Source organism: Mesorhizobium sp. M7A.F.Ca.US.006.01.1.1 (assembly GCF_003997935.1).
GTDB lineage: Bacteria > Pseudomonadota > Alphaproteobacteria > Rhizobiales > Rhizobiaceae > Mesorhizobium.
Map to the genome: position 1 here is coordinate 1 of NZ_RZQL01000483.1, position 1352 is coordinate 1352.

General features: G+C 64.1%; 2 protein-coding genes and 1 pseudogene. All 3 read right to left on the reverse strand.

What is annotated here, in order from left to right; all coding sequences use genetic code 11:
• Positions 1–387 (reverse strand): translation initiation factor IF-2 associated domain-containing protein (locus EN943_RS37030; protein WP_206522891.1); only part of this gene is annotated, 387 nt, incomplete at its 3' end.
• Entirely contained in the window at positions 384–1034 is a 651-nt protein-coding gene (locus EN943_RS37035; protein ID WP_127416615.1) for an RNA-binding protein, read from the reverse strand. The genes EN943_RS37035 and EN943_RS37030, both read right to left, overlap by 4 nt.
• Positions 1035–1072: 38 nt before the next feature.
• Positions 1073–1352: pseudogene (locus tag EN943_RS37040) on the reverse strand (transcription termination/antitermination protein NusA); the annotation flags it as partial.

A 1352-nucleotide genomic window follows, 5' to 3' on the forward strand; every position in this document is an offset into this window, starting at 1 on the left:
GTCCTCGACCTCGCGAACCTTCGAGCCCTCGAGCGCCCTGCGGCGTGCTTCCATCTCACTGCGCGACAGCTCGTTCAGCACCATGCCGCTGCGTTCGACCGGGGCCGGTGGCGGCGGGGGTGGCGGCGCCTTCGGTGCTTCCGGCACGACGACGGGTGCGGCCACGACCGCCGGCTTCGGTGTGAAGACGGGGGCGGCAGCAGGCTCCGGCTTGTCGCCGGGCATCGAGAACTTGCGCTTCTTGGTTTCGACGACGACCTGCTTGGTGCGGCCGTGCGAGAAGTTCTGGCGCACAGTGCCCTGTTCCATACCGGGGCGCTTCAGCGTCAAGGTCTTCTTCGGCGTCACACTCAGCGTATTGTCGTCACCCGATTTCGTATCGCTCATTCCATATCCTCTGCGGCATCATCTTCGTCAGCAACAGCCGCAAGCATTGCCAGATCGTCCGGGGAACCGCCCCGATACCGGTCGAGCGCAACCATGCGCTTCTGGACCGCCCTGCCCGCGTCTCCCGCGAGAACGGCAGCATGTATCACATTTGTACCCCCCAATGCCAAGCTCAACTCGGCCTCGGAGAAAAGTTTGTAGGCAAGGATGGCGGGCCCGCCGAGATGGACTGTCGCCCTTCGCGCCTGGCTGATCTTGCGCACGCCGTCGTCGGACGCCTCGGTCGCGTGAAGCACGAAAAGCGCCAATCCGCCGCGGACAGCACTTTCGACCTTGGTAGCACCAAGCGAAATTGCGCCTGCCTTGCGGGCAAGACCGAGCATGCCCAGAGCGTGCCTGGAAAGCAGCCCGTCGACCATGCCGCCAAGATCGGGCGGCACGACCACCTGTGCCTTGAAGGCGCGGGCAAAGAGGTTCTTCGCCGCAGCCTTGTCGATATGTAGGCGGTCGGCGCTCACCCAGCAACCGCGGCCGGGCAGATTTCTCTTGATGTCGGGAACGACGGCCGAATCCGGGCCGACGACGAAACGGATCAGATCATCCGGTTCGGCTTGTTTGCGCGTAACGATGCAGGTGCGATCGTTCATCTCGTCCAAGGGCGGGTTCGGTGCGATGCGGTTTCACCTCACGCACCAACGGCTTCGTCAGCCGAGACTTCTTCGGCTGCAAGCTCGTCTTCGGTGATCCAGCCGGCCTTGAGGCGGGCGGCCAGAACCATCTGTTCGGCGTCTGCGCGGGTCACGCCATGATTGGCCAGCACGCCCGGATAGACTTTTGTCTCGCCGTCCTTGCGTTCCTTCCAGCCGGTCAGGTCGTCGGCGGCATAGCCGGCGAAATCCTCGATCGTCTTCACGCCGTCCTCGCCAAGCGTCACCATCATGGCGGTGGTGACGCCGGGGATTTCG